This is a genomic window from Rhodovulum sp., assembly GCF_011048875.1.
GTDB classification, from domain to species: Bacteria; Pseudomonadota; Alphaproteobacteria; order Rhodobacterales; family Rhodobacteraceae; genus Rhodovulum; species Rhodovulum tesquicola.
Map to the genome: position 1 here is coordinate 1 of NZ_DSDD01000169.1, position 5,666 is coordinate 5,666.

A 5,666-nucleotide genomic window follows, 5' to 3' on the forward strand; every position below is an offset into this window, starting at 1 on the left:
ATGCGGGGGTGGCCGACTGCGCGGGGCTGCGGCATCTGCAGGCCAAGGTCGAACAGGCCGCGCGCGGGGCGGGGGTGCGGCTTGCGCATCGCCGCTTTGTCCCGCATGTCACGCTGGCCTATCTGAACCCGGCCGCGCCGGGGCGTGACCGGCTGGAACGCGCGGTCGCTGCCGCCTTGGATTTCCGCGCCGGACCTTTCGCGGTGACCGGATTCGGGCTTTACCGCTCGGATCTCGGGCAGGGGGCCGCCTGCCATGCCGAGCTGGCCCATTACCCCCTTCCCGCACCGCATCCCGATCCATATGTTCCCTGAAACAGGCGAGGAGGAGGGGCGGGACATGGTCTGGAGCATCGCGCCCGGGGAGGGTCTGGTTCCCCTGCGGCTGGGCATGTCGCGCGCAGAGGTCGAGGCGCTGCCGCTCATGGGGCGGCCGCAGCATGTCTATCGCGGCGCGGGTGGGCGGCAGATGGAATATCGCGGCCTGGGCCTGCCGATCTGCGAATACCGCGAGGATGCGCTGGTGTGCATCGTCTCCAGCCGCCATGTCCAGGGGGTGCTGTTCGAGGGCGAGGATTTCTTCGCCGCCGACCCGTCCGAGATCGTCCGCCGCCTGGAGGAACGACTGGGAAATGTGGCGCTTTGTCAGGAACAATTGTGTTTCCCCGAGGCGGGACTGACGCTTGGCGGGTTCTACGAACCCCATGACCGGCGCTTTTTCCAGCCCGAGATCGAGTATCACGACGAGCGCAGCGTGACGGTCTACCGCCCCGGCTCCTGTCCCGGCACCTGCGAGAATTCGGACGCGATGAGTTTCCTGTAGGCCGCTAGACCCGCGGCACGCCGCCCGACAGGACCGTTTCGAACCACTCGCTGTCGATATTGCCACCGCAAAGGATCACGCCCACGCGCCTGCCCGCCATGATGTCGCGTTCGGCCATCAGCGCGGCCAGCGCCGCTGCGCCCGCGCCTTCGGCCAGGTTATGCGTGGCGCGGAAATAGAGGCGGATCGCCTCGGCCACCTCGGCATCCGAGACCGAGACGACTCGTTCCGCGCCGCAGGCAAAGATGTCGAACGCCTCGGGCACCGGCACGCGCACGGCGATGCCGTCGGCAAAGGTGCGGGCGGTCTCGGTCTCGACATAATCGCCCGCCGCCATCGAGCGCAGCACGCAATCGGCATTTTCCGACACGACGCCGACGATCCGCGTGTCGAGCCCCAGCGCATCGCGCGCCGCGATCGTGCCGCAGATGCCAGAACCGCAGCCGATCGGCACATAGACCGTGTGCAGGTCAGGGACGGCGGTGAACAGTTCCAGCCCGTAGGTCGCGACCCCGCGCACCAGTTCGCGGTGAAAGGGCGGCACGAAGGCCAGCCCCTCGGCCTCGGCCACGCGCTGGGCCTCTTGCCGCGCGGCGTCGAAATCGGCGCCATGCACGATCAGATCGGCCCCGAAGGCGCGCATCGCGGCGTTCTTTTCCACCGAATTGCCCTCGGGGACATAGATCTTCGCCACCATCCCGGCGGCTCGCGCCGCCAGCGCCTGGCCCTGCCCGTGATTGCCGCGCGTCGCGGTGACGATGCCGGGACAGTCGGGCTGCGTGCGCTGCAGCCAGTCGATGAAGCTATGCGCGCCGCGGATCTTGAAGGCGCCGGTGGGGGTGTGGTTCTCGTGCTTGACCCAGGTCTCGGCGCCGGTGGCCTCGGCCAGCAGGGGCCAGGCATATTGCGGGGTGGGCGGCATGCGGCTGTGCACGAAGGCTGCGGCCGCCTGCAATTCGTCGAGGGTGAATATCGGCTCAGCCATGGTCGGGATCTCCGTTCGGGGTGTCGATCAGCCGGATCAGCGCGTCCAGCAGCGGGTCCAGCCCCGCGCCATCGGCGCTCAGGCGGGCGGCTGTGTCGCTTGCGCGGGCCGCCATCGCCGCCTGGGCCGGGCCATCCAGCCCGGCCAGCGCGCGGGCCAGCTCGTCGGGTCCGGTGACCCTGCGCGCCCCGCCTGCGGCGTCCAGCGCGGCATAGACGCGCGCGAAATTCGCGACATGCGGCCCATGCAGGATGGCGGTTCCCCGGGCGGCGGGCTCCCACGGGGTATGGCCGCCGCGGTCGACCAGCGAGCCGCCGATGAACCCGATCCCCGCCAGCGCATACCACAGCCCCATCTCGCCCATCGTGTCGGCCAGGTAGACCGGCATGTCCGGCCCCGGCGCCTCGCCCCTGGACCGGGTGGCGAAGGGCAGGCCGGTCCGCGCGATCTCGGCCGCGATCTCGGGGCTGCGGCGGGGATGGCGGGGGGCGAGGATCAGGCGCAGCCCGGGCCGGGTGGTGCGGGCCGCGGCGAAGGCCGCCAGCACCGCGCGTTCCTCGCCCTCATGGGTCGAGGCGGCCAGCAGCGTGTCGCCGCGCGGGAAAAGCGGCGCAAGGCGGGCCAGCGCATCGGGGTCGGGCGGGGCAGGGGCCGCGCCGTCCGATTTCAGGTCCACCACCGGCCCCAGCCGCGCGGGATCGAGGCCCAGCGCCACGAAACGCGCGCCCGATGCCGCATCCTGCGCCGAGAGATAGCCCACCCGTGCCAGCATCGCGCCGACCAGCCCCGGCAGCCGCCCCCAGCGCGCAGCGCTGCGCGCCGACATCCGCGCGCCCACCACCAGCACCGGCCGCCCGCGCGCCGCCATCGCCGCCAGCCGGTTCGGCCACAGCTCGCTTTCGATCAGCACCAGCGCGGCGGGCTGCCAGCGCGACAGGAACCGGGCCAGCGCCCAGCGGTAATCCAGCGGCGCCAGCCGCACCGCGACACGGTCCAGCCCCCAGCCCCGCACCAGCGCGCGCCCGGTCGCGCTGTTGCAGGTGACCACCAGCCGCGCCCCGGGCCGCCTGTCCAGCAGCCGGTCCACCAGCCCCCGCGCCGAGGCGAGTTCGCCGTTTGAGGCGCCATGCAGCCAGATCACCGGCCCCGCGTCCGGCCCTGCGTCGGGACCGCCGCCCAGACGTTCGGCGGCCAGCCGCCCGTCACGGATCAGGCGCAGCGCGAAGACCGGCGCGGCAAGGCTCAGCAGGAGGCGATAGGACAGCACGACCGCTCCGGGTTGCGGGAGGGTTCAGGGTTGCGCAAGCGCGCGGCCGCCGCAACCCTCAGTGCCGCGCGCCCGCGAACTGCGCCTGCCAGCCCTCGCGCTCCTCGTCGGTGATCTTGCGGAACAGGATGTCGGGCGTGGCGAAGGCATGGCCCGGCGCCAGCCGGTTCAGCGCGGCGGGCAGGTCTTCGGGCCAGTCGTCCCCGCTGTCCAGCGCCTTCAGCAAGGCCGCGCTGGCATCGGGGATGAAGGGCGCGGACAGCACCGCGTAAAGCCGGATCAGGTTCAGCGAAAAGCGGATCTGCATCGCGGCCGTCTCGGGCTCGGTCTTGATCGCGGTCCAGGGTGCTGCGGCTTGCAGATATTCGTTGCCCGCCACCCAGATCGCGCGCAGCTCGCCCGCGGCCTTGCGGATCTCGATCGCCTCCATATGCGCCTGATAGGCGCGCAGGCGGATATAGAGCTCATCGGTCAGCTCGGTCTCGCGGTCGCCGGGGCTGCCGCCCTCGGGCACCACCTCGCCGAATTTCGCACGGCAGAACTTGGTCACCCGGCTGACGAAATTGCCCAGCACATCGGCCAGGTCTTTGTTCACGCTGGCCTGGAAATTCTCCCAGGTAAATTCACTATCCGAATGTTCGGGGGCATGGGACAAAAGCCACCAGCGCCAGTAATCCGAGGGCAGGATGGCCAGCGCCTGGTCCATGAACACGCCGCGGCCCTGGCTGGTCGAGAACTGCCCTCCATCGTAATTCAGGTAGTTGAACGACTTGATGTAATCCACCAGCTTCCACGGATCGCGCGAGCCCATGATGGTGGCGGGGAAGGACAGGGTGTGGAAGGGCACGTTATCCTTGCCCATGAATTGCACATATCGAACATCGGCCGCGCCCTCGTCGGTCCGCCACCAACGCCGCCAGTCGGCATCCGGCCGCCCCTGCGCCTCGGCCCATTCGGCGGCGGCGGCGATATATTCGATGGGCGCGTCGAACCAGACATAGAAGACCTTGCCCTCCATCCCCGGCCAGTCCTCTTCGCCGCGCTTGACCGGGATGCCCCAGTCCAGATCGCGGGTGATGCCCCGGTCCTGCAACCCGTCGCCATCGTTGAGCCATTTCCGGGCGATGGATGTGGTCAGGATCGGCCAGTCGGTTTTCGAGTCGATCCAGGCCGCCAGTTCGTCCTTCATCAGCGACTGGCGCAGATACAGGTGCTTGGTCTCGCGCACCTCCAGGTCGGTCGAGCCGGAAATCGCGCTGCGCGGCTCGATCAGGTCGGTGGGATCCAGCTGCTTGGTGCAGTTCTCGCACTGGTCGCCGCGGGCCTTGTCATAGCCGCAATTCGGGCAGGTGCCCTCGATATAGCGGTCGGGCAGGAACCGCTTGTCGGCGTTGGAATAGATCTGTTTCTCGGTGACTTCCTCGATATAGCCGTTCTCAGCCAGGCGGCCCGCGAAATACTGGGTCAGCCGGTGGTTCTGGGGCGAGGAAGACCGCCCGAAATGGTCGAAGGACAGCCGGAAGCCGCGCGCCAGTTCCGCCTGGACCCCGTGCATCCGCGCGCAATACTCGGCCACCGGCTCGCCGGTCTTGGCGGCGGCCAGCTCGGCTGGCGTGCCATGCTCGTCGGTGGCGCAGAGGAACAGCACCTCATGGCCGCGGGCGCGCATGTAGCGGGCGTAAAGGTCGGCGGGCAACTGGCTGCCGACGAGATTGCCCAGATGCTTGATCCCGTTGATATAGGGGATCGCCGAGGTGATCAGGATGCGTGCCATTCGGGGGCTGCCTTCTTGCCGTGCTCGGCGCCCCGTTTAGCCCAAGCCCCGCGCCTTGGCCAGCGCCCGTGGGGTCCGCCCCTAGCCCATCGCGGCGCGCGACAGCGCCAGTTGCCCGCCCGTCTCGCGCAATTGCCAGGCGGCGGGCGGGGCGTGGCGGGCGCAGCGGCGTTCCAGGCGCCATTCGCTGCGGCCGGGGGCATGGCGCGGCGCCATGTGCCAGCGCGTCTCGACGCCCGCCGCCCCGCCCGGCCCCGGCGTCAGGATCAGCCCCAGCGGCAGGCCATGCCCGGTCGCCGCCCCCGCCTCGGCCGCCAGGTGCAGCCGGCGCACCGGGGTCAGCGGCGGCGGTTCGGGCAGTTCGGCCACCACCAGCGGCACCACGCCCGCGCGCAGCGCCTCCTCCATCGACCACAGCAGATCCTCGGCCCGTTTCGGCGTCACCAGGATCAGCCGCCCCGGCGCGATCCGTTCGGCCAGCGTGTCGGGATAAAGCCGCCCCGGCGCCCAGGCGGGCTGGATCCAGATCACCGGCCCGCTGGCCGCGCCCGCCAGCACCAGCGCCAGCATGTGCCGCGCCGGGCCGCACAGCTCATGCGCCCGCGCCAGCGGCAGCGCGATCTCGTCCAGCGCGGTCAGCGCCGGGGGCGTGCGATGTGGCGTGCGGGTCAGGGGCGGGTGCAGACTCATGCGCGGAAGATAGCGGGTTCGCTTTCTGTTCTCAAGCTTTCGCGCCATCAACACCCCATCACGCAAGGATTTTGTCAACCCTTGCGTGCTAGAGGGGTTGCACCGGGGGCGCGCGCCGATCACTCTGC

The 5,666-nt window shown here is 70.3% G+C and carries 6 protein-coding genes; 2 read left to right on the forward strand and 4 right to left on the reverse strand.

Going from position 1 to position 5,666, the window contains the following annotated elements:
• Positions 1-314 (forward strand): 2'-5' RNA ligase family protein (locus ENN83_RS05860; protein WP_287185143.1); only part of this gene is annotated, 314 nt, incomplete at its 5' end.
• Positions 304-822: a hypothetical protein gene (locus ENN83_RS05865; RefSeq protein WP_287185144.1), complete on the forward strand. Its 519-nt coding sequence runs from the start codon at positions 304-306 to the stop codon at positions 820-822. The genes ENN83_RS05860 and ENN83_RS05865, both read left to right, overlap by 11 nt.
• 4 nt (positions 823-826) lie before the next feature.
• On the opposite strand, the gene ENN83_RS05870 is transcribed toward ENN83_RS05865, so the two are convergent.
• The 4 genes from ENN83_RS05870 to ENN83_RS05885 form a co-directional block, all read right to left on the reverse strand.
• A complete protein-coding gene (locus ENN83_RS05870) occupies positions 827-1,807 on the reverse strand; it encodes a threonine dehydratase (RefSeq protein ID WP_287185146.1) in 981 nt (326 codons plus the stop codon).
• The gene (locus ENN83_RS05875) at positions 1,800-3,074 is read right to left on the reverse strand and encodes a 3-deoxy-D-manno-octulosonic acid transferase (RefSeq protein WP_287185148.1); all 1,275 of its coding nucleotides are present in this window, start codon (positions 3,072-3,074) and stop codon (positions 1,800-1,802) included. The genes ENN83_RS05870 and ENN83_RS05875 overlap by 8 nt, the downstream gene beginning before the upstream one ends.
• A 58-nt stretch (positions 3,075-3,132) precedes the next feature.
• Positions 3,133-4,848: a methionine--tRNA ligase gene (metG, locus tag ENN83_RS05880; RefSeq protein ID WP_287185149.1), complete on the reverse strand. Its 1,716-nt coding sequence runs from the start codon at positions 4,846-4,848 to the stop codon at positions 3,133-3,135.
• Positions 4,849-4,929: 81 nt separating this feature from the next.
• On the reverse strand, positions 4,930-5,538 hold the full coding sequence (locus ENN83_RS05885; RefSeq protein ID WP_287185152.1) for an ImuA family protein: 609 nt from the start codon (positions 5,536-5,538) through the stop codon (positions 4,930-4,932).
• Positions 5,539-5,666: the final 128 nt, after the last annotated feature.